Origin of the sequence: Hydrogenophaga sp. T2, assembly GCF_049843535.1 — a bacterium.
GTDB classification, from domain to species: domain Bacteria; phylum Pseudomonadota; class Gammaproteobacteria; order Burkholderiales; family Burkholderiaceae_C; genus Hydrogenophaga; species Hydrogenophaga crocea.
The window spans coordinates 468,668-490,822 of record NZ_JBBHZJ010000004.1; the positions used below are offsets into that span (position 1 = coordinate 468,668).

21 protein-coding genes, 1 tRNA gene and 1 riboswitch are annotated in these 22,155 nt (G+C 70.1%); of the genes, 6 read left to right on the forward strand and 16 right to left on the reverse strand.

Going from position 1 to position 22,155, the window contains the following annotated elements:
• Positions 1–114 precede the first annotated feature (114 nt).
• Entirely contained in the window at positions 115–1,020 is a 906-nt protein-coding gene (locus tag WDZ95_RS12475) for a hypothetical protein (protein WP_425778837.1), read from the forward strand.
• Between the two features lie 22 nt (positions 1,021–1,042).
• On the opposite strand, the gene alaS is transcribed toward WDZ95_RS12475, so the two are convergent.
• Positions 1,043–3,721, reverse strand: a complete 2,679-nt coding sequence (alaS, locus tag WDZ95_RS12480; RefSeq protein WP_425778839.1) for an alanine--tRNA ligase — start codon at positions 3,719–3,721, stop codon at positions 1,043–1,045.
• Between the two features lie 249 nt (positions 3,722–3,970).
• Here alaS and WDZ95_RS12485 point away from each other — a divergent pair, with 249 nt between their 5' ends.
• Entirely contained in the window at positions 3,971–5,449 is a 1,479-nt protein-coding gene (locus WDZ95_RS12485) for an NAD-dependent succinate-semialdehyde dehydrogenase (RefSeq protein WP_425778841.1), read from the forward strand.
• A 7-nt stretch (positions 5,450–5,456) separates the two neighbouring features.
• A complete protein-coding gene (locus WDZ95_RS12490; RefSeq protein ID WP_425778843.1) occupies positions 5,457–7,061 on the forward strand; it encodes a gamma-glutamyltransferase family protein in 1,605 nt (534 codons plus the stop codon).
• Between the two features lie 34 nt (positions 7,062–7,095).
• On the opposite strand, the gene WDZ95_RS12495 is transcribed toward WDZ95_RS12490, so the two are convergent.
• A complete protein-coding gene (locus WDZ95_RS12495) occupies positions 7,096–8,403 on the reverse strand; it encodes an Hsp70 family protein (RefSeq protein WP_425778845.1) in 1,308 nt (435 codons plus the stop codon).
• 38 nt (positions 8,404–8,441) lie between these two features.
• Here WDZ95_RS12495 and WDZ95_RS12500 point away from each other — a divergent pair.
• A tRNA-Gly gene (locus WDZ95_RS12500) sits at positions 8,442–8,515 on the forward strand.
• Between the two features lie 37 nt (positions 8,516–8,552).
• Here the strand turns inward: WDZ95_RS12500 and WDZ95_RS12505 are convergent.
• The 3 genes from WDZ95_RS12505 to WDZ95_RS12515 all read right to left on the reverse strand — a co-directional run bounded on the left by WDZ95_RS12505 (position 8,553) and on the right by WDZ95_RS12515 (position 10,680).
• Complete coding sequence (locus WDZ95_RS12505) at positions 8,553–9,119, reverse strand: TMEM165/GDT1 family protein (protein ID WP_425778847.1); 567 nt, start codon at positions 9,117–9,119, stop codon at positions 8,553–8,555.
• A 4-nt stretch (positions 9,120–9,123) separates the two neighbouring features.
• Positions 9,124–9,302: riboswitch (yybP-ykoY riboswitch) on the reverse strand.
• A gap of 29 nt (positions 9,303–9,331) precedes the next feature.
• On the reverse strand, positions 9,332–9,970 hold the full coding sequence (locus WDZ95_RS12510) for a CoA transferase subunit B (RefSeq protein ID WP_425778849.1): 639 nt from the start codon (positions 9,968–9,970) through the stop codon (positions 9,332–9,334).
• Between the two features lie 2 nt (positions 9,971–9,972).
• Positions 9,973–10,680, reverse strand: a complete 708-nt coding sequence (locus WDZ95_RS12515) for a CoA transferase subunit A (protein WP_166225010.1) — start codon at positions 10,678–10,680, stop codon at positions 9,973–9,975.
• Positions 10,681–10,761: 81 nt separating this feature from the next.
• On the opposite strand from WDZ95_RS12515, the gene WDZ95_RS12520 reads away from it, so the two are divergent.
• On the forward strand, positions 10,762–11,316 hold the full coding sequence (locus tag WDZ95_RS12520; RefSeq protein ID WP_166225007.1) for a PAS and helix-turn-helix domain-containing protein: 555 nt from the start codon (positions 10,762–10,764) through the stop codon (positions 11,314–11,316).
• Between the two features lie 12 nt (positions 11,317–11,328).
• Here the strand turns inward: WDZ95_RS12520 and WDZ95_RS12525 are convergent, their stop codons facing one another.
• Both WDZ95_RS12525 and WDZ95_RS12530 read right to left on the reverse strand, forming a co-directional pair.
• Complete coding sequence (locus tag WDZ95_RS12525) at positions 11,329–12,297, reverse strand: Bug family tripartite tricarboxylate transporter substrate binding protein (protein WP_425778968.1); 969 nt, start codon at positions 12,295–12,297, stop codon at positions 11,329–11,331.
• A 37-nt stretch (positions 12,298–12,334) separates the two neighbouring features.
• The gene (locus WDZ95_RS12530) at positions 12,335–12,721 is read right to left on the reverse strand and encodes a carboxymuconolactone decarboxylase family protein (protein ID WP_166225001.1); all 387 of its coding nucleotides are present in this window, start codon (positions 12,719–12,721) and stop codon (positions 12,335–12,337) included.
• 90 nt (positions 12,722–12,811) lie between these two features.
• Between WDZ95_RS12530 and WDZ95_RS12535 the strand changes: the two genes are divergently transcribed.
• Complete coding sequence (locus WDZ95_RS12535; RefSeq protein ID WP_425778852.1) at positions 12,812–13,402, forward strand: peroxidase-related enzyme; 591 nt, start codon at positions 12,812–12,814, stop codon at positions 13,400–13,402.
• A gap of 21 nt (positions 13,403–13,423) precedes the next feature.
• Here WDZ95_RS12535 and WDZ95_RS12540 read toward each other — a convergent pair whose 3' ends face one another.
• Genes WDZ95_RS12540 through WDZ95_RS12580 form a run of 9 tightly spaced genes read right to left on the reverse strand, consistent with a single transcriptional unit; the run spans position 13,424 to position 22,134 of the window.
• Complete coding sequence (locus tag WDZ95_RS12540) at positions 13,424–14,344, reverse strand: SMP-30/gluconolactonase/LRE family protein (RefSeq protein ID WP_425778854.1); 921 nt, start codon at positions 14,342–14,344, stop codon at positions 13,424–13,426.
• 8 nt (positions 14,345–14,352) lie between these two features.
• Complete coding sequence (locus tag WDZ95_RS12545) at positions 14,353–15,354, reverse strand: amidohydrolase family protein (RefSeq protein WP_425778856.1); 1,002 nt, start codon at positions 15,352–15,354, stop codon at positions 14,353–14,355.
• A 33-nt stretch (positions 15,355–15,387) separates the two neighbouring features.
• Entirely contained in the window at positions 15,388–16,377 is a 990-nt protein-coding gene (locus WDZ95_RS12550) for a Bug family tripartite tricarboxylate transporter substrate binding protein (protein ID WP_425778858.1), read from the reverse strand.
• A gap of 48 nt (positions 16,378–16,425) precedes the next feature.
• Positions 16,426–17,391, reverse strand: coding sequence for a Bug family tripartite tricarboxylate transporter substrate binding protein (locus tag WDZ95_RS12555; RefSeq protein WP_425778860.1), 966 nt, complete (start codon positions 17,389–17,391; stop codon positions 16,426–16,428).
• A 23-nt stretch (positions 17,392–17,414) separates the two neighbouring features.
• Positions 17,415–18,386 carry a Bug family tripartite tricarboxylate transporter substrate binding protein gene (locus tag WDZ95_RS12560; RefSeq protein ID WP_425778862.1) on the reverse strand — a complete coding sequence of 324 codons (972 nt, stop codon included), beginning with the start codon at positions 18,384–18,386 and terminating at the stop codon, positions 17,415–17,417.
• 39 nt (positions 18,387–18,425) lie between these two features.
• On the reverse strand, positions 18,426–19,499 hold the full coding sequence (locus WDZ95_RS12565) for a cyclase family protein (protein ID WP_425778864.1): 1,074 nt from the start codon (positions 19,497–19,499) through the stop codon (positions 18,426–18,428).
• A 6-nt stretch (positions 19,500–19,505) separates the two neighbouring features.
• The gene (locus WDZ95_RS12570; protein WP_425778866.1) at positions 19,506–20,438 is read right to left on the reverse strand and encodes an NAD(P)-dependent oxidoreductase; all 933 of its coding nucleotides are present in this window, start codon (positions 20,436–20,438) and stop codon (positions 19,506–19,508) included.
• Positions 20,435–21,118, reverse strand: coding sequence for an RraA family protein (locus WDZ95_RS12575; RefSeq protein ID WP_425778868.1), 684 nt, complete (start codon positions 21,116–21,118; stop codon positions 20,435–20,437). Before WDZ95_RS12575 ends, WDZ95_RS12570 begins: the two co-directional genes overlap by 4 nt.
• 44 nt (positions 21,119–21,162) lie before the next feature.
• Complete coding sequence (locus WDZ95_RS12580; RefSeq protein WP_420810307.1) at positions 21,163–22,134, reverse strand: Bug family tripartite tricarboxylate transporter substrate binding protein; 972 nt, start codon at positions 22,132–22,134, stop codon at positions 21,163–21,165.
• Positions 22,135–22,155 lie beyond the last annotated feature (21 nt).

Genomic DNA, 22,155 nt, shown 5'->3' on the forward strand with positions numbered 1-22,155 from the left:
GCGCCGCCCGGCGCGCGACCGGCAGTCGCCCCCACCGTCCGCACGAACCGCCCGCGAACGGCCCCGCGGCCGCGCAAGCCAAGATGTCGGGGCCCGCTGCGAGCCGCTCGCCCGATGTCCATGCCCCGCCTCAACACCGACACCCCCGCCGCCGTTCTGCAAACGCTCAACAACGACGGCGCGGTACTTCCCCCCCGAACCACCTGCGACGTGTTCTCGCGCACCGATGCCAAGGTGCGCTGCATGGTGTGCAACGCCCCGGCCATGAAGGGCAACGAGGCGCTGGTGGTGGTGGTGCTCATGGGCGCCAGCCGCCACGACCAGCGCGAAGCGGCCACGGCCCTGCAGCGCCTGCTCGGCGACGGCAGCGACGCGGCCGTGGGCCTGCGCTGGCTGCAGGCCGGCGGCGTCACGCTCATGCTCGCGCCCTGGAGCGCGCGCGAGATGGTGCGCGGCGTGGCGCAGTCGGTGGCCGCGGGCTGGCACCCTCAGCGCGTCACGGTCGACGGCGCGCGCCTGGACAACGACGGCGTGGTGGTGGTGCCCGGCCCCGGCTCGCAGGGCGACCTTGCGGTGGAGATCCGCCAGACGCTCGAACACTTCGCCGCCGACACCGGTTCGCTCTGGGAGCAGGCACGGCGCTTCTTCTCGGGCCGCCAGGAACCCAAGCGCTGGGAGCTGCCCATGGGCTGCAGCGTGGTGGAGCGTCTCGAAGGCCGCCAGGTGTGCTGGGACATCGGCTTCGAGGACATGCGCAAGCTCGAACGCGCGGTGGAACTCGTGGAGGCCCGCCTGGCCCTGCGCAAAGACCCGCTGCTGCACTACGGCAGCGCCGTCAGCGACGAGGACGCCGTGGAAACGCGCATGCCCTCGATCCAGCTCAGCGCGCCCGCGCACTCGCGCGAGGCGCGCGCGCAGCTCGCGCGGCTGCTGCGCAATGTGCTGTTCCTGATCGGGCGCCTGGGCTTCGCGACTTCGCGCCCGGCCGACCTGCGCGATTCGATCGGCCAGCCCGGCTGACCAGCCAGGCCGGCCTGGGGGCTCAGGCCTTCTCGGCCACCCAGCCCTGCACCGAGGCCAGGGCCTTGGCCAGGCCGCTCGGGTCGGTGCCGCCGGCCATGGCCATGTCGGCCTTGCCGCCGCCCTTGCCGCCCACCTGCTGGGCCACGAAGTTCACGAGCTCGCCGGCCTTCACGCGGCCCACGCTGTCGGCCGTGACGCCCGCGGCCAGCTGCACCTTGCCGCCGTCCACGGCCGCCAGCACGATGGCCGCGGTCTTGAGCTTGTCCTTGAGCTTGTCCAGCGTGTCGCGCAGGGTCTTGGCGTCGGCGCCGTCGAGCGTGGCGGCCAGCACCTTGATGCCCTTGACGTCCACCGCCTGGCCCAAGAGCTCGTCGCCCTGGCTCGACGCCAGCTTGCCCTTGAGCGCGGCGATCTCTTTCTCGAGCGCCTTGATCTGCTCCAGCGTCTGGCCCACGCGCGTGGTGAGCTCGGCCACCGGCGCCTTGAGCGCGCCCGCGGCCTGGGCCACGGTGCGCTCGAGCGACTGCAGGTAGGCCAGCGCGTTCTCGCCCGTCACGGCCTCGATGCGGCGCACGCCCGCGGCCACGCCGCCCTCGGCCACCACCTTGAACAGGCCGATGTCGCCGGTGCGCTGCACGTGGGTGCCGCCGCAGAGCTCGCGGCTGCTGCCGATGTCGAGCACGCGCACGGTCTCGCCGTACTTCTCGCCGAACAGCATCATGGCGCCGGTCTTCTGGGCCGACTCGATGTCCATCAGGCGCGCCTCGGTGGCCGGGTTGGCCAGGATCTCGGCGTTCACGATCGCCTCGATGCGGCGGATCTGCTCGTCGGTGAGCGGCGCGTTGTGCGCGAAGTCGAAGCGCGTGCGCTCGGCGTTCACGAGCGAGCCCTTCTGCTGCACATGGTCGCCCAGCACCTCGCGCAGCGCCTTGTGCATGAGGTGGGTGGCGCTGTGGTTGCGCACCGTGGCGGCGCGCAGCGCGGTGTCCACGCGCGCGGTCACGGCGTCGCCCACCTTGAGCGTGCCCTCGGCCACGCTGCCGTGGTGGCCGAACACGTCGGCCTTGATCTTCTGGGTGTCGGCCACCTCGAAGCGCACGCCAGCCGCGGCGATCTCGCCCTGGTCGCCCACCTGGCCGCCGCTCTCGGCGTAGAAGGGCGTGGTGCCCAGCACCACCACCCCGCCCTGGCCCGCCGTGAGCTGCTGCACCGGCGTGCCCTCGTGGTAGAGCGCCACCACCTGGGCCGGCGATTCGAGCGTTTCATAGCCCACGAAGCGGTTGCCCGCGCCCGTGTACTCGAGCGCCTTGTCCATCTTGAACTTGCCGGCCGCGCGCGCCTGCGCCTTCTGGCGCTCCATGGCGGCCTGGAAGCCCGCCTCGTCCACCGTCACGCCGCGCTCGCGGCAGACGTCGTTGGTGAGGTCGAGCGGGAAGCCGTAGGTGTCGTGCAGCTTGAAGGCCACGTCGCCGGGCAGCTGCCGCCTGAGCTCAGCAGCCTTCGGGTTGATTTCAAGAACACCGTCGCGTGGCTGCGCTTCAGCGATACGTCGGAATTCCCCTTCCAAAATCTCCATGCCGTTGGCCAGGGTCTCGTAGAAGCGCTCCTCTTCGGTCTTGAGCACCTCGGTGATGCGCTGGGCCTGCCGGGCCAGGTTGGGGTAGGCCGCGCCCATGAGCTCGACCAGCACCGGCACCAGCTTGTGGAAGAACGGCGTCTTCTGGCCCAGCTTGTAGCCGTGGCGGATGGCGCGGCGGATGATGCGCCGCTGCACGTAGCCGCGGCCCTCGTTGCTCGGGATCACGCCGTCGCTGACCAGGAAGCTGGTGGCGCGGATGTGGTCGGCGATGACCTTGAGCGAGGGGTTGGCGAGGTCGGCGGTGTTCGTCTCGCGCGCGGCGGCCTTGATCAGCGCGTCGAAGATGTCGATCTCGTAGTTGCTGTGCACGTGCTGCAGGATGGCGGCCAGGCGCTCCAGGCCCATGCCGGTGTCCACGCAGGGCGCGGGCAGCTTCACCACGCTGCCGTCTTCCTTCATGTCGAACTGCATGAACACGTGGTTCCAGATCTCGATGAAGCGGTCGCCGTCTTCCTCGGGGCTGCCCGGGGGGCCGCCGGGGATGTGCGGGCCGTGGTCGTAGAAGATCTCCGAGCAGGGGCCGCAGGGGCCGGTGTCGGCCATCATCCAGAAGTTGTCGCTCTTGTACTTGCCGCCCTTGTTGTCGCCGATGCGGATCACGCGCTCGGGCGGCAGGCCGATCTCTTTCGTCCAGATGTCGTACGCCTCGTCGTCGTCGATGTAGACGGTGGCCAGCAGGCGTTCCTTGGGCAGGCCATAGACCTCGGTGAGCAGCTCCCAGCCCCACTTGAGCGACTCGCGCTTGAAGTAGTCGCCGAAGCTCCAGTTGCCCAGCATCTCGAAGAAGGTGTGGTGGCGCGCGGTGTAGCCCACGTTCTCGAGGTCGTTGTGCTTGCCGCCGGCGCGCAGGCAGGCCTGCACCGAGGCCGCGCGCACGTAGGGGCGCTTGTCGGTGCCCAGGAACACGTCCTTGAACTGCACCATGCCCGAGTTCGTGAACATCAGCGTGGGGTCGTTGCCCGGCACCAGCGGGCTGGACGCGACCACGGTGTGGCCCTTGGAAGCGAAGAAGTCCAGAAAGCTCTTGCGGATGTCGGCGACGGAGACGGGACGGGTCATGGGGGCCTTTGGGATCGGAAGGGGCGCGTGCCGCGCACGCGAACCCGCTATTTTCCAACATGCGGGGCGGGCCCGGCCAGCCCGGGGAAAACCACGGGCACCGGGCGGGCAGTCGCCGCTGGCAACGCCCCGGCGCGGGTCGGGGGCTATGCTCGTGGGCGCAATGCCGGCACAATGGCGCCCGAAATATTTAACAAGTTAAATATTTACCCAATTTACCCAGCTCGCGAACCGACGGAGACGACGCCCATGGACATGAAAACCTCCCCCCTGGCCCTGCTCAAGGACCCGACCCTGCTCAAGACCGACGGCCTCATCAATGGCCAGTGGACCAAGGGCGGCGCGCGCTTCGACGTGCACGACCCCGCCACCGGCCTGAAGCTGGCCGACGTGGCCAACCTCGGCCCGGCCGACGCCGAAGCCGCCATCGCCGCGGCCGACAAGGCCTGGCCGGCCTGGCGCGCCAAGACCGCCAAGGAACGCGCGGGCATCCTGCGCAAGTGGTACGACCTGCTGATGGCGAACCAGGAAGACCTGGGCCGCATCCTCACCGCCGAGCAGGGCAAGCCCTTTGCCGAGGGCAAGGGCGAAATCGCCTACGGGGCGAGCTTCGTCGAGTGGTTCGCCGAAGAGGCCAAGCGCGTCAACGGCGAAACCCTGCCCACCTTCGACCCCAACCGCCGCCTGCTGGTGCTCAAGCAGCCCATCGGCGTGTGCGCGGCCATCACGCCGTGGAACTTCCCCCTGGCCATGATTACGCGCAAGGTCGCGCCTGCGCTGGCCGCGGGCTGCCCGGTGGTGATCAAGCCGGCCGAGCTCACGCCGCTGACCGCGCTCGCCGCGGCCGAGCTCGCGGTGCGCGCGGGCATTCCGGCCGGCGTGCTCAACGTGATCACGGCCGACGCGCAGCAGAGCATCGCCGTGGGCAAGGTGCTGTGCGCGAGCGACACCGTGCGCCACCTGAGCTTCACCGGCTCCACCGAGGTCGGCCGCATCCTGATGGCGCAGTGCGCCCCCACGGTGAAGAAGCTCAGCCTGGAGCTCGGCGGCAACGCGCCCTTCATCGTCTTCGACGACGCCGACATCGACTCGGCCGTGGAAGGCGCGATCGCGAGCAAGTACCGCAACGCGGGCCAGACCTGCGTGTGCGCCAACCGCCTCTACGTGCAGGCCGGCGTGTACGAGCAGTTCGTGCAGAAGTTCGCCGCCAAGGTCAAGGCCTTCAAGGTGGGCAACGGCTTCGAGGACGGCGTGGTGCAGGGCCCGCTGATCGAGGACGCGGCGGTGGAGAAGGTGCAGCGCCACGTGCAGGACGCCGTGGCCAAGGGCGGCCGCGTGCTCACCGGCGGCAAGAAGCTGCAGGGCCAGTTCTTCGAGCCCACGGTGGTGGCCGACGCCACGGCCGACATGCTGTGCGCGCGCGAAGAAACCTTCGGCCCCTTCGCGCCGGTCTTCAAGTTCGAGACCGAGCAGGAAGCCATCGCCGCCGCGAACAACACGGAGTTCGGCCTCGCGAGCTACTTCTACAGCCGCGATGTCGGTCGCATCTTCCGCGTGAGCGAGGCGCTCGAGTACGGCATGGTGGGCATCAACGTGGGCATCCTGGCCACCGAACACGTGCCCTTCGGCGGCGTGAAGCAGTCGGGCCTGGGCCGCGAGGGCTCGCACCACGGCATGGACGACTACGTGGAGATCAAATACCTGTGCCTGGGCGACGTGCTCAAGTGACGTCGCGATGAAGTTCGACTGGACCAACCCCTACCCCACCCTGCGCTCGCCCGTGATGGCGAGGAACGTGGTCGCCACCTCGCAGCCGCTGGCGGCGCAGGCCGGCCTGCGCATGCTGCTCAAGGGCGGCAACGCGATCGACGCGGCCATTGCGGCCGCGGCCGCGCTCACCGTCGTCGAGCCGGTGTCCAACGGCCTGGGCAGCGACAACTTCGCCATCGTGTGGGACGGCCAGGGCCTGCACGGCATGAACTCCTCGGGCCAGGCGCCCGCGGGCTGGAGCCCGGCCTACTTCCGCGACAAGCACGGCCAGATCCCGCTGCGCGGCTTCGACGCCGTGACCGTGCCCGGCGCGGTCGCGGGCTGGGTCGCGTTGTCCGAGCGCTTCGGCGCCCTGCCCTTCGCCGACCTGATGGAGCCCGCGATCGAGCTCGCCGAGCGCGGCCACGCGGTGGGCGGCATCGTGGCCGACAAATGGGCCCGCGCCGTGCCGCTGCTGCAGAACCAGCCCGGCTTCGCGCAGGCCTTCCTGCCGCGCGGGCGCGCGCCCGCCACGGGTGAGCGCTTCGTCTTCGCCGACGCGGGCCGTGCGCTGCGCGCCATCGCGGCCACGCGCGGCGAGGCCTTCTACCGCGGCGAGATCGCGCAGGCCATCGAGGCCTTCGCGCGCGAGCACGGCGCGCAGCTGCGCGCGAGCGACCTCGCGGCCCACACCCCGCAGTGGGTCAGGCCGATCGAAATGGGCTTTGCGGGCCACACGGTGCACGAGCTGCCGCCCAACGGCCAGGGCATCGCCGCGCTGATGGCGCTGGGCATGCTCGAACAGCTCGACATCGGCCGCTTCGGGCCCGACAGCGTCGAAGGCCAGCACCTGCAGATCGAGGCCATCAAGCTCGCCTTCGCCGACACCTACCGCTGGGTGGGCGACGAGCGCTACATGACCGAGGTGCGCCCGCAGGACCTGCTCGACCCGGCCTACCTGCGCGAGCGCGCGCGCCTGATCGACCCGACACGCGCGATCGACCCCGGTCCGGGCCAGCCCCCACGCGGCGGCACCATCTACCTCACCGCGGCCGACGCGCAGGGCCGCATGGTGAGCTTCATCCAGTCGAACTACCTGGGTTTCGGCAGCGGCGTGGTGGTGCCGGGCTGGGGCATCAGCCTGCAAAACCGCGGCCACGGTTTCACGCTACAGGACGGCCACCCCAACCAGGTGGCGCCGGGCAAGCGACCCTTCCACACCATCATCCCGGGCTTCCTCACGCGCCACGGCCAGCCCGTGATGGGCTTTGGCGTGATGGGCGCGAACATGCAGCCGCAAGGCCATGTGCAGACACTGGTGCGCATGCTGGTGCACGGCCAGCAGCCGCAGGCCGCGTGCGACGCGCCGCGCTGGAAATGGGGCCAGGGCCTGAACGTGGACTTCGAATCCACCATGGACCCGGCGCTGCGCGACGGCCTGAAGGCCCTGGGCCACCGCTTCGAACCCGCGGCCGACAGTTACCTCGACTTCGGCAGCGGCCAGTTCATCGCGCGCCTGAGCGACGACCTCGCCGACGGCTACGTGGCCGCGAGCGATGCGCGCCGCGACGGGCAGGCCGTGGGGTTCTGAGCGCCGCTGGCGCGTGGGCCCAAGGCCCGCCGCCTCAGGCGAACACCCGCTGGGCGTGCACGCCCAGCCCCTGGGCCACGCTGGCGTTGCGGTCGCCGTGCAGGGCCTGCGCTGCGGGCACGCGCGCGGCGATGCGCTCGGTGAGCGGGCGAAAGCCGGTGGAGCCGCCGGTGAAGTACACCGCGTCCACCGCGCCGGCGTTCACGCCCGCGAGGGCCAGGGTTTCGTCGGCCGCGGCTTCGATGCGCTGCAGTTCCGCGTCGAGCGCCTCGAGTGCCGCCGCTTCGTCGAAGCCCGCCCGCAGCCCGGCCTCGAGCCGCGACAGGTCGATGACCGTGTCGCCGCCCTGCGCCACCGCGATCTTGGCCGCTTCGGCCAGGCCCAGCAGGCCATGGCCCAGGCGCTCGTCCACCACGCGCATCAGCCGCTGGTGCTGGCGCGGGTCGCCGTAGAAATCGCGCATGCGGCGCAGCTCGGCCACGCGCGGCGCGCTGTAGACGGTGTTGATGAGGTGCCAGGTGGCGAGGTCGAAGTACACACGGCTGGGCACCTCGCGCGGCGGCCCGTCGGCGCGCGCCGGGCCCAGGCCGCGGTAACCGCAGACCGGCAGGATGGCCGCGAGCTCGACCTGGCGGTCGAAGTCGGTGCCCGCGGTGTGCACGCCGTGGTTGGCCAGGATGTCGTCCTTGCGGTCCGCGCGGCGGCGGCGCTCGGGCCCCACACGCACCAGCGAGAAGTCCGAGGTGCCGCCGCCGATGTCGGCCACCAGCACGAGCTGTTCGCGGTCGATGCCCTGCTCGTGGTCGAGCGCGGCGGCGATCGGCTCGTACTGGAAGCTCAGCTCGCGCAGGCCCACCGAACGCGCCGCCTGTTCGAGCGTGTGCTGCGCCTGCGCATCGCGCGCCGGATCGCCGTCGACGAAGAACACCGGCCGGCCCAGCACGGCGCGCTCCAGCGGCGCACCCGCGCGCCGTTCGGCGAGCGACTTGAGGTGCTGCAGGTAGCCCGACACCACGTCCAGGTACCGCACCGAGCGGCCTTCACCCACGTCGGTGCTCTGCTCGGCCAGCGGCGATCCGAGCACGCTCTTCATCGAGCGCATCAGCCGGCCCTCGTGACCCTCGACGTACGCGGCCAGCGCCTGGCGGCCGAACAGGCGTTGTGGCGGCTCGTGCGGCGCCAGGCCCTCGACGCCGTAGAACACCGCGGTGGGCATGGTGCGCTCGGCGCCCTCGACCGGGATCAGGGCCGCGCCGCCCCCGGGCGAGGACAGCGCGATGGCCGAGTTGGAGGTGCCGAAGTCGATGGCGCAGAAGGGACGGTGGGGGGCGGATGCGGTCATGGGGGCGCGGATTCTAGCCAGTAGAATCGGTGCCCGATGCGGGTGTAGTTCAATGGCAGAACGGCAGCTTCCCAAGCTTCATACGAGGGTTCGATTCCCTTCACCCGCTCCACACACGCCACAGGCCCCTTCCGGGGCCTGTTTCTTTTTCAGGCCCCCACGCCCAGCAGCGCCATCACGCCCAGCACCGCAAAGATCAGCGCAGCAACCGTGTGCACCACCTTGATCGGCACCCGGCGCGTGATCGCGTCGCCGAAGAACACCACCGGCGCGTTGGCCAGCATCATGCCCAGCGTGGTGCCGATCACCACCGCGAACAGCGGCGCGTACTGCGCGCCCAGCGCGATGGTGGCGATCTGCGTCTTGTCGCCCATCTCGGCCAGGAAAAAGGCCCAGGTGGTGGCCGCGAACACGCCCAGGCCGCGGCTGGCCTTGACCTCGCCTTCGTCGAGCTTGTCGGGAATCAGCATCCACACCGCCATCGCGATGAAGGACAGGCCCAGCACCCAGCGCATCACCGTCGGGCCCACGGCCGCCATGATCCAGGCGCCCGCCGCGCCCGCGAGTGCGTGGTTGAGGATGGTGGCCACGAAGATGCCCGCCACGATCGGCCAGGGCCGCTTGAAACGCGCCGCGAGCACGAGCGAGAGCAGCTGCGTCTTGTCGCCCATTTCGGCGAGCGCGACGATGCCGGTGGAAATGAGGAAGGCTTCCAAGGAAAACTCCGATGGCCGGCGAAAAACCAAAAGACCACGCCGCCTCCCCGGCACATGCGGAGGCGGTGTGGTCAAAGGTCTTGCCAGGCTGGAGGCTGTTCGCGCCATGGCCTGCGGGCCAAGTCTGTTGACGCGAACCCCGGCGCTTGGAACGCCGGGCGGCTACTCCCCAATGACGGGTGAAGCGGCGAGTATACCCGCCGGGGTGTCGATCAGATCAGCGTGACGCCGGTCTTGCTCTGGATGAACTCGCGCGTGACGCCCGGGGCCGTCTCGACGAGCTTGAGGCCCTGCGGCGTCACGTCCATCACGCCGAGGTCGGTGATGATGCGGTCGACCACGCCCACGCCCGTGAGCGGCAGCGTGCACTTGGGCAGGATCTTGAGATCCTCGGTGCCGTCCTTCTTCTTCGCCACGTGCTCCATGAGCACGATCACGCGAGGCACGCCGGCCACGAGGTCCATGGCGCCGCCCATGCCCTTGACCATCTTGCCCGGGATCATCCAGTTGGCGAGGTCACCGTGCTCGCTCACCTGCATGGCGCCGAGGATGGACAGGTTGATCTTGCCGCCGCGGATCATCGCGAAGCTGTCGTGGCTGCCGAAGATCGACGAGCCCTTGATGGTGGTCACGGTCTGCTTGCCGGCGTTGATGAGGTCGGCGTCGACCTCGTCTTCCGTGGGGAACGGGCCGATGCCCAGCATGCCGTTCTCGCTCTGCAGCCAGACCTCTTTGGTGCTGGGCACGTGGTTGGCCACCAGCGTGGGAATGCCGATGCCGAGGTTCACGTAGAAGCCGTCTTCGAGTTCCTGGGCCGCGCGCGCGGCCATCTGGTCCTGGGTCCAGGGCATGGTCAGACTCCTGCCTTTTCGGTGATGGTGCGTTTCTCGATGCGCTTCTCGGGCGAGGCATTGAGCACGATGCGGTGCACGTAGATGCCCGGCAGGTGGACCTGGTCGGGGTGCAGTTCGCCGGTCTCGACGATCTCCTCGACCTCGACGATGCAGACCTTGCCGGCCATGGCCACGGCGGGGTTGAAGTTGCGCGCGGTGTAGCGGAACTGCAGGTTGCCGCTCTTGTCGGCGCGGTGCGCCTTCACGAGCGAGACCGCAGGCACCAGCGAGCGCTCCATCACGTAGGTTTCGCCGTCGAACTCGCGCAGTTCCTTGCCTTCGGCCACGATGGTGCCGACGCCGGTCTTGGTGAAGAAGGCCGGAATGCCCGCGCCGCCGGCGCGCAGCTTCTCGGCCAGCGTGCCCTGCGGCGTGAACTCGAGCTCGAGCTCACCGGCGAGGTACTGGCGCTCGAACTCCTTGTTCTCGCCCACGTAGCTGCTGATCATCTTCTTGATCTGGCGCGTGTCGAGCAGCTTGCCCAGGCCGAAGCCGTCCACGCCCGCGTTGTTGGAGATGACGGTGAGGTTCTTCACGCCGCTGTCGCGCAGCGCGTCGATGAGCGCTTCGGGAATGCCGCACAGGCCGAAACCGCCCACGGCCATGAGCTGGCCATCGGCGACCACGCCCTGGAGCGCGGCGGCCGCGCTGGGGTAGATCTTGTTCACGGGTTTGCCTCCGTTGGGTCTGGGGGAAAGCGCAACGATACTACGTAGCGCATTACGTAGTATTTCGTAAAGGGCAACCCGATGGACATCGACTACCGGCTCGCGTTCGACCTCGCCCCGGTGGGCCTGGCGCTGTCGCGCGAGCGCACCATGGTCGACTGCAATCAGGCGCTGTGCGACATGTTCGGCGCCACGCGCGAACAGCTCGTGGGCCAGAGCTTCCAGATCCTCTACCCCAGCGCCGACGAGTACGAGCGCCTGGGCGCGCGCATGGCCCCGCTGCTCGGGCGCAGCGGCACCTACGCCGACAACCGCATCATGAAGCGGGTGGGCGGCCGGCACGCCGGCGAGACCTTCTGGTGCCACGTGACCGGCCGCGCCGTGGACCGCAGCGCGCCGCACGCGGCCGGCATCTGGAGCTTCGAAGACCTGAGCTCGCACCGCCCGGTGCGCGCCGAGCTCACCGCGCGCGAGCGCGAGGTGGCCGCGCTCATCATGGACGGCCTCACGAGCAAGCAGATCGGCAAGCTGCTGGCCATCAGCCACCGCACGGTGGAGGTGCACCGCGCGCGGCTGATGCGCAAGTACCAGGCCCACAGCACGCCCGACCTGGTGCACCGGCTCATGGCCGGCTGAGGCCCGCGGGCCTCACTGCGGCTGGAAGCCGCTGTCCTTGATGATGCGCGCCCACACGCTGCGGTAGGCGACCTCGCGCTTGCCCAGTTCGGCGCCGCTCATGTAGCCCACGGTCAGGCCCATGGCCGCGAGCTTCTCGCGCACGTCGGGCTGGGCGATCACCTTCTGCACGCCGGCCGCTAGGCGGTCGATGGCGGCCTGCGGCGTGCCCGCGGGCGCGAAGATGCCGTAGTACGGCACGTCCTCGAAGCCCTTGATGCCGAGCTCGGTGAAGGTCGGCACGTCGGGCAGCGCGGCCTGGCGCTGGGTGCCCATCACGGCCACCACGCGCAGCTTGCCCGACTTGTGGTTCTCGATGAAGTCGGGCACCGAGCCCACGCCGGCCGGAATCTGGTTGCCCAGCATGTCGCTCATCATGGGCGCGCTGCCGCGGTAGGGCGCGGCCACCAGGTCGAGCCCGAACTGCTTGCCGATCACCTGCACCGCGAACTGCGGCGTGGACGCGGGCGCGGGGATGCCCACGGTGCTCTTGCCGCCCGCGGCCTTCACGCTGTCGATCCAGGCCTTGAGGTCGCGCGCGGGCGTGCCGCCCGACAGCGCCACCGCGTTCACGAAGGTGGCGAAGCCGGCCACGGGCACGAAGTCCTTGGACGGGTCGAAGCCCGGGTTCTTCATGGTCAGCGGCAGGATGGACACGCTGTGGTCGTGGCTCAGGAACACCGTGGCGCCATCGGCCGGTGCGGCCTTGAGTGCCTGGCCCGCGAGCTGGCCGCCCGCACCGGGCTTGTTGTCCACCACCACCGGGTGGCCCAGCTCGGGCTGCAGCTTCTCGGCCAGGATGCGCGCGATGGCGTCGGTGCCGCCGCCGGGCGGAAAGCCCACCAGGATGCGGGTGGTGGCGGACTGGGCCTGCGCCAGGCCGGTACCCAGCGCCAGCGCGGCCAGCACCGCCGCGCGGCGGCTGAGGGAGAAAGAACGCATCATCGGAAACCTCCGTTCGGGAACAAGAAAAAAACGATCAGGCGGACTCGCCGTCGACCACGCTCGCGGCGGTGCGGAACGCGTCCACCGCGGTGGGAATGCCGCAGTACACGGCGGCGTGCAGCAGCACCTCCTGCAATTCCTGGGCCGTGGCGCCGTTGTTGAGCGCGCCGCGCACGTGGCCCTTGAGCTCGTGCTGGCGGCCCAGCGCAGTGAGCATGGCCACGGTGATCAGGCTGCGGGTCTTGCGGTCGAGCACACCGCGCTGCCACACGTCGCCCCAGGCGCGGCGCGTGATGTGGTGCTGCATGGGCTCGGTGAAAGGCGTCATGTTGCCAAAGGCATTGGCAACGAAGCTTTCGCCCATGACTTCGGTGCGGGCGGCCAGGCCGCGCTGGAATTCGGGATCGTCGGGCAGGTTCATGGCGGTGGTGGGCAGGGGTTGTCGCGGACGGGCGCAACGATACCGCAGGCCTCGCCGATACTGGCGGGCGCCTCAACCCGGAGACACCCCATGGCCCAGAAGAACCGCTACCCCCTGCCCGACCTCAACGCCCTGCCCCAGGACATCCAGGCCCGCATCCTCGAAGTGCAGGAGAAATCGGGCTTCATTCCCAACGTGTTCCTGGCGCTCGCGCGCCGGCCTGCCGAGTGGCGCGCCTTCTTCGCCTACCACGACGCGCTCATGCTCAAGGAGACCGGCAGCCTCACCAAGGGCGAGCGCGAAATGATCGTGACCGCCACCAGCGCGGCCAACCACTGCCTGTACTGCGTGGTGGCGCACGGCGCGATCCTGCGCATCTACGAGAAGAAGCCGCTGCTGGCCGACCAGGTGGCGGTGAACCACCGCAAGGCCGACATCCCGCCGCGCCAGCGCGCCATGCTCGACTTCGCGATGAAGGTCTGCCTGGCCTCGCACGAGGTGGAAGACGCCGACATGGACGCGCTGCACGCGCACGGCTTCGACGACGAGGACATCTGGGACATCACGGCCATCACCGCGTTCTTCGGCCTGTCCAACCGCATGGCCAACGTCACCGGCATGCTGCCCAACCCCGAGTTCTACCTGCTGGGCCGCGTGCCCAAGGCCAGGCCCGCGGCCTGAGCGCGGGCGCGCTGCACCGGCTCAGCCCGGCCCGCGCGCCACCGGCAGTCCGGGTTGGTCCATGCCGATGCGCAGGATCGAGCCGCTCACCGACTCGGTGCAGTAGAGCGTCTTGCGATCGGGCCCGCCGAAGGCCAGGTTGGTCAGTGAGGCACCGGTGTCGGTGCGCAACACCTCAACCGGCTCGGCCCGGTGATTGAGCACCCACACATAGGCCAGCCCGGGATTGGCCACCAGCAGCCGGCCCCCCTGGTCCATGGCCAGGCCATCGGGCCCGCTGGGGCCGTAGGAGGTGAAGAACTGACCCGCCTTGGCCACGCCACCATCGGCGAGCAAGGGCATGCGCCACACGCAGTTGCCGCGCGTGGCCGCGACGAACAAAAACCTCTCGTCGGGCGAGAGCACGATGCCGTTGGGGCTGGGCACATTGACCAGCAACGGGTCGAGCCGGCCCGACGGGCTGAGCCGGTAAACGCGGCCCGTGGGGTCGTGCAGACCGGTTTGGCCCTGGTCGGTGAAGTAGAGGTTGCCCTGGCTGTCGAAGGTCAGGTCGTTGAGCCCTTTGAACGCCTCGGTGTTGCGCCGGCCCAGGTAAGGCCGTACCGCGCCGCTGCGGCTGTCCACCACCATCAGGCCGTTGCGGTAGTCGGTCACCAGCAGCTCGGTGCTGTTGAGGAACTTCATGCCGTTGGGCTCGCCGTCCCACTGCGCCACCAGTGCCCACTCGCCTTGCGGGTCGATGCGGAACACGCGGCCGAACGGAATGTCGGTGACGTAGAGGTTGCCGGCGTCGTCGAACACCGGTCCTTCCAGGAACGAGTCGACCTCGCGCCCGCCCAGGTTGGCGTCGCTCCACGCCGTGCGCCGGCGCTGTCGGAAGCGCTCGGGCAAGACCGTGAAGACGTCGAGCGAACGGATGTCGGGCGGGTTCAACAGCAGCATGGCGGGTCTCAGAAGGCGTAGAGCTGGGCCGGGTTGTCGACCAGGATGCGCTGGCGGATCGCAGCGGTGGGCGCCCAATCATCGAGCAGGTTGAGCAGCGCCGCATCGTCGGGCTTTTCGTTGGCCTTCTTGGTCGGGTGCGGCCAGTCGCTTCCCCAAACCATGCGCTCCGGCGCCAGACCGATCAGGGCGCGCGCGACAACACCCACGTCGGACAGGTCGGACTTCTTGCTGGTGAGGTACGGGCCCGAGAGCTTGAACCAGGCCTTGTCGGCGTCGAGCAGGCGCGCGTAGAGGGCGAAGGCCGGGTGCTTGAGGCCTTGCGGTTGGGGCAGTTGCCCCATGTGGTCGAACACCACCGGGCAGGCCAGGCGCTGCAGCGTGTCGGCCGCCGCCAGCAGCCGGTCGGCGCTGCCGTTGACCTGCAGGTGCCAGCCCAGGGGCGCGATGCGGCGGGCCAGGGGCTCCATCATCTCCGGACCGATGCCGACCAGGAAACTCAGGTTGAAGCGGATGCCCCGCACGCCGGCGGCGTGCAGGTCGCGCAGTTGGGCGTCGGTGACGCTGGTGTCCACCACGGCCACGCCGCGCGCAGTCGGCCCGAAGGCCTTGAGCGCGTCGACCAGCAGGCGGTTGTCCGTGCCATAGGTCGAGGGCTGGACCACCACATGGCGCTGCAGGCCCAGGCGCTGCTGCAACAGGCGGTAGTCGGCCACGCTGGCGTCATCGGGCAACAGCGTGGCCGAGGGGTGCGCGGGGTAGCGCCGGTCGTAGATGTGGTGATGGCAGTCGCAGGCGAGTGCGGGCATGGCCGAGCGCGGCACGGCGCTGCCGGCGGAATGCGGCACGGTGGTCGGCGCGGGCTGGGGCGGCGTGGCGGGCGTTGCCGCAGCCGCGGGCGCGCCCCCCGTGGCGCAACCACCCAGGCCACCCAGCCCGGCCAGTGAAGCGGCGCCGCCCAGGGCCACCACCAGGCGTCGGCGCGCGGTATCCAGGGGGAAGGTTTTCATGCGAGTCTCCTGTGTCGGGTGGGCCGGCAGGTCTCAATCGACCTTGAGCTTGAGTTGCTGCGCCATCTGCGTCCACAGCGCCGTCTCGCGGGCCACGTCGCGCGCGAAGGCTTCACCGCACTGCACCTGGGGCTCCATGCCCAGCGAGCGCAGCTTGTCACCGCCCGTGGTCGAGGTTGCGTAGGCGCGCGCTTCACGCTGCAGCAAGGCCATCACCGGCTCGGGTGTGCTGGCCGGTGCCAGCAGGCCGTACCAGGCGTCGGCCGCATAGTCCTTGAAGCCGGCCTCGGCGAAGGTGGGCACGCCCGGCAACTGCGGCGATCGCTGCGGGTGCGCCAGCGCCAGCGCGGTGAGCTGGCCGGACTTGATCAGCGGCAGCACCGACCCGAGCGTGGCGAACGAGGCATCGACCTGACCGGACAGCACGTCGGCCACGGCGGGTGCGGCGCCCTTGTAGGGCACGTGGGTGAGCTTCAGGCCCGCCTGCCGGGCGAACAGCTCGCTGGCGAAATGCACCGAACTGCCGATGCCCGGCGTGGCGTAGGTGATGCCCAGCGGCGTGGCCTTGGCGCGTTCGACGAACTCACCCAGGCTCTTGACCGCCAGCGCAGGGCCGACCACCAGCACCGTGGGCGCGCTGGCGATGCGACACACCGGTTTGAACGAGCGCACGGCGTCGAACTTGATCCGCGCGCTGTAGAGCGCCGGGATCATGGTGTGGTTGGTCGCGGCCATCAGCAAGGTGTGGCCATCGCTGGCGCTGGCCACGGCCTCGGCCGCGATGATGGTGTTGGCCCCCGGCCGGTTGTCCACCACCACCGGTTGCCCCAGGCCCCGGCCCGCCTGCTCGGCGAATCCGCGGGCCACCACATCGGTGGGGCCGCCGGCAGCGAAGCCCACCACCAGCCGCACCGGCTTGGCCGGCCAAGCGGGCGTCTGGGCCCGGGCACCGCCCAGGCCCATCATCAAGGCAGCCAGGCCGAGCGGGGCCAGGACGCGAACGCGCCCCCGTTGTCTCTGCATGTTTGTCTCCTCAGGAAGCAAGGCGTCCTCAGGCGCCCCTGGCGTGGCTTACTGCTTCTCGAAGGCAGAGTTGGCCGCGATCTTGCCCCAGTACGCGGTGCGCTCCTTGAGGTTGCGCGCGAAGGTGGGTGCGTCCCAGTGGCCAGGCTCGGCGGCGATGCCTTCGGCGTAGGCCTTCATGTCGGCCGCGGCCATGGCGGTGGCGATCTCTTTCTGCAGCCGCTCGATCACCTCGTGCGGCGTGCCCTTGGGGGCCCACAAGCCGGTGAAGTTGACCACGCTGAAGTCCTTCACGCCGGCCTCGGCGAAGGTGGGCACCTGCGGCAGCGCCGGCAGGCGCTTGTCGCCGCTGATGGCGAGCAGGCGGACACGGTTGCCCTTGACCGGGCCGATCACGCCGGGCGTGGACGCGATCTGGTAGTCGATGGTGGCGGTGAGCAGCGCCTGCGTGGCCTCGCCCGCGCCCTTGAAGGGCACGTGCAGGAAGCGCGCGCCGGTGGCGATGCCCAGCGCCTCGCTGGCGAAGTGCGGCATGGTGCCGGGGCCGCCGGTGCCGTAGGTGAGCTTGTTCGGCTCGGCCTTGGCGGCGCGCAGCATCTCGTCAAGGGTCTTGTACGGCGACTCGGCGCGCACCGCGACCGCCATGGGCGCGAACACGAACGCCCCCACGGGCTCGAGGTCCTTGTCGTGGTCGAAGGGCAGCTTCTTGAAGATGTGCGGCAGCAGCGCGAAGGTGGTGTCGTTGGCCACCAGGGTGTAGCCATCGGGCGCCGACCGCGCCGCCGTGGACACACCGATGGTGCCGGTGGCGCCGGGCCGGTTGTCGACGATGAAGCTCTGCCCGGTCTGCTCCTGCAGCTTGGCGGCCATCTTGCGCGTCACCACGTCCACCGCGCCGCCCGGTGCGTAGGGCACGATGATCTTGACCGGTCGCGCGGGCCAGGTCTCGGCCTGGCTGGCACCGGCGCAGGCCAGCAGCAGGCCGGCGGCGAGGAGGGAGAAGGTCTTGGTCATGCGGTGTCTCCTGTGAGCGAGGGTCAATCGATGGTGATGCGGGAGGCCTTGATCACGCGGGCCCACTTGGCGGCCTCTGCGTTCACGAAGTCCTCGAGTTCCTTGGCACCGCCGGCGGCGGGCAGCGCGCCCTGCCCTTGCAGGCGTTCGCGCACGGCGGGCGAGGACAGCACCTCGCGCATCTCGGCTTCCATGCGCTTGACGATGTCGGGCGGCATGCCCACGGGCGCGAAGATGGCGTTCCACTCGTAGGCGCTGAAGCCTTTGAGGCCGGTCTCGGCGATGGTCGGCGTCTCGGGCATGCTGTCCAGGCGCTTGTCGAAGGCGGTGGCCAGCACCTTGAGCCGACCCGCCTTCACCAGCGGGCCCGACGCGGTCACGGCGCTGAACATCAGGTCGACCATGCCGCCCGACAGATCGGTGAGCGCGGGCGCGCCGCCGCGGTAGGGAATGTGCACGATGGCCAGGCCGTGGCCCTGCTTGAAAAGCTCGCCGCTCAGGTGCGCGGCCCCGCCGTTGCCCGCCGAGGCGTACGAGAGCTTGCCGGGGTTGGCCTTGGCGTGCTTCACCAGGTCGGCCACGCTGTTGAAGCGCGAGTTGGCCGGCACCACCAGCAGGGTCGGGATGCGCGCCACCATCGAGATGGGCACGAAGTCTTTCTCGTAGCTGAAGGTGAGCTTGGGATAGAGCGACGGATTCACGGCAAAGGCCGTGGCGTCGTAGAGGAAGGTGTAGCCGTCGGCGGGCGCCGTGGCCACGGCCATCGCACCGATGGTGCCGCCCGCGCCGGGCCGGTTTTCCACGATTACCGACTGCTTCAGGCGCTGCGTGAGTTCGGTGGCCACGGTGCGCGCCAGCGCATCGGCTGCCCCGCCGGCCGTATAGGGCACCACGAAGCGGATCGGTTTCTCGGGCCAGGCCGCCTGGGCCAGGTGCGGCGTCAACGCGGCGACCGCGAAGCAGGCGGCCAGCAGGGTCTTGAGGCCTTGTCTCATGGGTGTCTCCTTGGGGTGAACGGCCGGGGGTCCGGGGATTCAGACCGTGGCGATGGGCGTGGCGGGCGACCCCACCGCGCCCGGCAGGCGCAGCGGCGGCGCCGTGAGCAGGAAGCGGCTGCGCCCGTGCGCGCGCAGCCAGCGGGCGAGTTCGGTGAGGTACCAGAGCTCGCCCAGGTGAATGCCGTTCTTGAACAGGCAGTGCTCGTGCAGGGGCAGGCGCGGCTGGCGCAGCGCGGGGCCGCCCGCGGGCCGGGCCAGCTTGGGCACCACCAGCTCCACCGCGGGGTTGTCGGCGAGCAGGCAGGCCAGCTTCACGTCGACGATCCAGTTGAGCAGCCGGTCGTCCCAGCCGTCGAGCCCGCTGCCGGTGGCGTGCAGGGTCTCCAGGTCGGGCCGGCGGTTCATGGCCAGCAGGGTGTCGGCAAAGCCGGTGTGCAGGCACACCATGTCACCGCTTTCCACCGCGATGCCGTCGGCCTCGAGGATGCGCATGAGCGCGTCGTAGCCCACGGCCTGGCGGCGGCGACCCAGGTGGTGTTCGAGGTCGATCATCACGCCCCGGCCCTGCGCGCCGTGCTCCGCGAGGTGTTCGATGCCCAAGGCATCGGCCTGCGGACCAGGGAAGCGCGCGAAAGCCTGCGTGGCCTGCGGGTCTTCGGTGCCGGGGCGGATGTGTTCGCCCGCGCGGTAGCCGTTGTAGAACACCGCCTCGGCCACGCCATCGCCATCGGCGTCGAACAGGCTGCCCATGTGGGCCAGGCTGTCCCATTGCGTGGAGTACTGCAGGCTGAGCAGGGCCACGTCGTCGTTGACCACGTCGGTGAGCTCGGGGTCTTCCGACGCGTAGGACCAGCAAAAGCCCTGCTGCCCCGCGCTGGGGCCGTTGCGGATCACCGAGTAGCGCTGCGGCGGCTGGCGGCGCGGGTTCATGCGGGCGCCGCCGGGCACGTCGAGCGGCAGCGAGAGGCAAAAGCTCAGGCCCTCGCGCACCTCGGCCACGCCCTGCAGCACCTTCTCGCGCGTCACCAGGTTCATGCGGCCGCGCTGATCGTCCGGGCCGAACTCGCCCCAGCGCGCCCCGTCGGGCGAGTGTTTCCAACGCGGGGCCATGGCGGATCAGGCGTGCAGCACCGAGAGCACGTTCTCGGCCGCGCCCACGCCCATCTTCACGAAGGCGTCGGCGGTCACGCCGCCGATGTGCGGGCTCAGGATGATGCGCTCTTCGCCCTGGAAGGGATGGCCCGCGGTCATGGGTTCGACCGCGAAGCTGTCGAGCCCGGCGCTGCCCACCTGGCCCGAGCGCACCGCCGCCAGCAGCGCGGCCTCGTCGATCAGGCCGCCGCGTGCGGTGTTCACCACGATCACGCCGCGCTTGCACTGCGCCAGGGTTTCGGCGTTGAGCAGGCCGCGGTTGTCCTCGGTCAGCGGGCAGTGCAGCGAGATCGCGTCGGACTCGCGCCACAGCGTGGCCAGGTCCACGGCTTCGATGCCGGCGGGCAGGCTTTTCGCGAACGGGTCGAAGCCGATCACGCGCATGTCCATGGCCAGGGCCATGCGGGCGAAACGCTGGCCGATGGCGCCCAGGCCGATCAGGCCCACGGTGCGGCCCGCGAGCTCGACGCTCTTGTGCGTGGCCTTGTCCCAGAAGCCGGCCTGCATGCGCGCGTTGAGCTTGGGCACGGACTTGGCGCACGCCAGCAGCAAGGCCAGGGCCTGCTCGGCCACGGCCGCGGCATTGGCGCCCACGGCGGCGCGCACCTCGATGTGGCGGGCCTGCGCCGCCACCTTGTCGATGGTGTCGGTGCCGCTGCCGTGCTTGGAGATCACGCGCAGCGCGGGGGCCGCGTCCATCGCGGCCGCGCCCACCTTGCCGTAGCGCACGATGATGGCCTCGGGGTTGTGCGCCTTGCACAGGGCCACGATGTCGTCGTCGGTGGGCGTCTTGCCCGCGTAGACGATCTCGAAATCGGTCAACAGGGCCAGGGCCTGCGGGGCGAGGTCGGCCGCGGTGACGAGCAGCGCGGGTTTGAGGGCGACGGCGTTGCTCACAGGCGCTCCCCTTCTTTCAACACGCCCGCGGTGCGCAGGGCCGCATCGAGCCATTTGGCGGCGGTGTCGCCCTGGCCGATGGCGGCGATGCGCGCGGCCTCGTCCTTCACCTTCTTCTCGGCCAGCGGGATCAGCGCGGCCACGCGGGCGCGCTCGACCACCACCACGCCGTCGGCGTCGCCCACCACCAGGTCGCCCGGGTGCACGGTGACACCGCCCACCGACACCGGGTGGCCGATGCGCCCGCCCACCTGCTTGGTCGGGCCGTTGGGGTTGGTGCCCACGCTGAACACCGGAAAGCCCATCTCCTCGATCTCGAGCGAGTCGCGCACCGCGGCGTCGACCACCACGCCCGCGATGCCGAGCTTGCGGCAGGCGGTCATCATGATGGTGCCCATGAGCGCGGCGGTCTGGTCGCCCTTGCCGTCGATGACCAGCACGTCGCCCGGTTTCGCGAGCGACATGGCGGCATGGATCATGAGGTTGTCGCCCGGGCGCACCTCCACGGTGAACGCGGTGCCGGCCACCTTCATGGACGGGCGCAGCGCGGCGATGCGGCCGTGCAGCGCGCCGCGGCGGCCGTTCACGTCGGCCAGGATCGCGGCCTGGTAGGCACCGGCCTGTTGCACGAGTTCGGGGGACACGCGATCGAAGTCGCGCACGATGTCGGGAAGGGACACGGTGGTTTCCTGGGGTGGGAGAAAAGGAGGGGACCGGGCAGGCCTCAGTCGATCTTGGCGCCGGACTCCTTGACGACCTTGCCCCAGCGGACGATGTCGTCACGGACCAGCTTGCCGAAGGCCTCGGGCGTGCTGCCGAGCACGTCGGCGCCCTGATCGCTCAGCTGCTTCTGCAGCGCGGGCGTCTGCAGGGCCTTGTTGATCTCGGTGTTGAGGCGGGCCACCACGTCCTTGGGCAGGTTGGCCGGGCCGAGCACGCCGAACCAGGTGACGGCCTCGAAGCCCTTGTAGCCGGACTCGGCGATGGTGGGCGCGTCGGGCAGGTCGTCCACGCGCTTGAGCGAGGTGACCGCGAGCGGACGCAGCTTGCCGTTCTTGATGTGGCCCAGCAGCGTGGGAATGGACGAGACATAAACCTCGACACGCTCGCTCATCACGTCGTTGATGCCCTGGGCCGCGCCCTTGTAGGGGATGTGCATGAGCTTGATGCCGGCCTCGCGCTGGAACAGCTCCATGGCCAGGTGGGCCACGGTGCCGTTGCCCGAGGTGGCGAAGTTGATCGAGCCGGGCTTGGCCTTGGAGGCCGCGATCACGTCGGCCAGGGTTCGGAACTTGGAGTTCGTGGCCACCACCAGCGTGAGCGGCGCGCTCGCCACCAGCGACACCGGGGTGAGGTCTTTCACCGGGTCGTAGGGCAGCTTCTCGTAGAGCGTGGCGTTGATCGCGAGGTTGCTGGTCTGGCCCAGCACCAGGTTGTAGCCGTCGGCGGGCGACTTCACCACGTTATCGATGCCGATGTTGCCGCCCGAGCCGGGGCGGTTGTCGACCACGAAGTTCCACTTGGTGGCTTCGGTGATCTTCTGCGTGAGTTCGCGCCCGATCAGGTCGGTGCCGCCGCCCGCGGGGAACGGCACCACGAGGCGGATCGGCTTGTTGGGCCAGGCCTGGGCATGGGACAGGCCCACGAAGGCGGTGGCGAGGGCAAGGCCCGTCAGAAGGCGGCGGGAAATGTTCACTGGCTTGTCTCCATCGTTGTG

Coding starts and splice junctions, on each gene's coding strand:
- WDZ95_RS12520 (WP_166225007.1), top strand. CDS start 10,762: ATGGACATCGACTACCGGCTCGCGTTCGACCTCGCCCCGGTGGGCCTG.
- alaS (WP_425778839.1), bottom strand. CDS start 3,721: ATGACCCGTCCCGTCTCCGTCGCCGACATCCGCAAGAGCTTTCTGGAC.
- WDZ95_RS12510 (WP_425778849.1), bottom strand. CDS start 9,970: ATGCCCTGGACCCAGGACCAGATGGCCGCGCGCGCGGCCCAGGAACTC.
- WDZ95_RS12490 (WP_425778843.1), top strand. CDS start 5,457: ATGAAGTTCGACTGGACCAACCCCTACCCCACCCTGCGCTCGCCCGTG.
- WDZ95_RS12565 (WP_425778864.1), bottom strand. CDS start 19,499: ATGGCCCCGCGTTGGAAACACTCGCCCGACGGGGCGCGCTGGGGCGAG.
- WDZ95_RS12560 (WP_425778862.1), bottom strand. CDS start 18,386: ATGAGACAAGGCCTCAAGACCCTGCTGGCCGCCTGCTTCGCGGTCGCC.
- WDZ95_RS12545 (WP_425778856.1), bottom strand. CDS start 15,354: ATGAAAACCTTCCCCCTGGATACCGCGCGCCGACGCCTGGTGGTGGCC.
- WDZ95_RS12495 (WP_425778845.1), bottom strand. CDS start 8,403: ATGACCGCATCCGCCCCCCACCGTCCCTTCTGCGCCATCGACTTCGGC.
- WDZ95_RS12555 (WP_425778860.1), bottom strand. CDS start 17,391: ATGACCAAGACCTTCTCCCTCCTCGCCGCCGGCCTGCTGCTGGCCTGC.
- WDZ95_RS12530 (WP_166225001.1), bottom strand. CDS start 12,721: ATGAACCTGCCCGACGATCCCGAATTCCAGCGCGGCCTGGCCGCCCGC.
- WDZ95_RS12540 (WP_425778854.1), bottom strand. CDS start 14,344: ATGCTGCTGTTGAACCCGCCCGACATCCGTTCGCTCGACGTCTTCACG.
- WDZ95_RS12525 (WP_425778968.1), bottom strand. CDS start 12,297: ATGCGTTCTTTCTCCCTCAGCCGCCGCGCGGCGGTGCTGGCCGCGCTG.
- WDZ95_RS12475 (WP_425778837.1), top strand. CDS start 115: ATGTCCATGCCCCGCCTCAACACCGACACCCCCGCCGCCGTTCTGCAA.
- WDZ95_RS12535 (WP_425778852.1), top strand. CDS start 12,812: ATGGCCCAGAAGAACCGCTACCCCCTGCCCGACCTCAACGCCCTGCCC.
- WDZ95_RS12550 (WP_425778858.1), bottom strand. CDS start 16,377: ATGCAGAGACAACGGGGGCGCGTTCGCGTCCTGGCCCCGCTCGGCCTG.
- WDZ95_RS12485 (WP_425778841.1), top strand. CDS start 3,971: ATGGACATGAAAACCTCCCCCCTGGCCCTGCTCAAGGACCCGACCCTG.